Origin of the sequence: Cognatundibacterium luofuense, from assembly GCF_018139685.1 — a bacterium.
In the GTDB taxonomy this organism is placed as follows: domain Bacteria; phylum Pseudomonadota; class Gammaproteobacteria; order Burkholderiales; family Burkholderiaceae_D; genus Undibacterium; species Undibacterium luofuense.
Map to the genome: position 1 here is coordinate 1 of NZ_JAGSPN010000586.1, position 290 is coordinate 290.

The 290-nt window shown below is 49.3% G+C and carries 1 pseudogene; it reads left to right on the plus strand.

Features of this window, described 5'->3' with window-relative positions:
* Positions 1 to 290: pseudogene (locus tag KDM89_RS21745) on the plus strand (methyl-accepting chemotaxis protein); the annotation flags it as partial.

Here is a 290-nt window from a genome sequence, read left to right on the forward strand (position 1 = left end):
GTCTGGTTCTGATACTGGTGGTTGATAATGTATTGAGTTCGCGCAATCGTCAGCAAATGTCGCAGGGACTGGCCGCCGCCAAAGCCAAATCGACGCTCGCGGCAAGCATGAAAACTGCCTTGCTGGAAGGTGGTATCGCGATTCGCAATATCGGTCTGCAAAGTGATCTGAGCGAACTCGAAAAACAAAAAGTGCTGGTCAAAAATCAACGTACCCGCTTCCTGGAGTCACGTGACAAATTCACAGCACTCGGTGTCTCAGCAGATGAACAAAAAATTCTGCAAACCGTC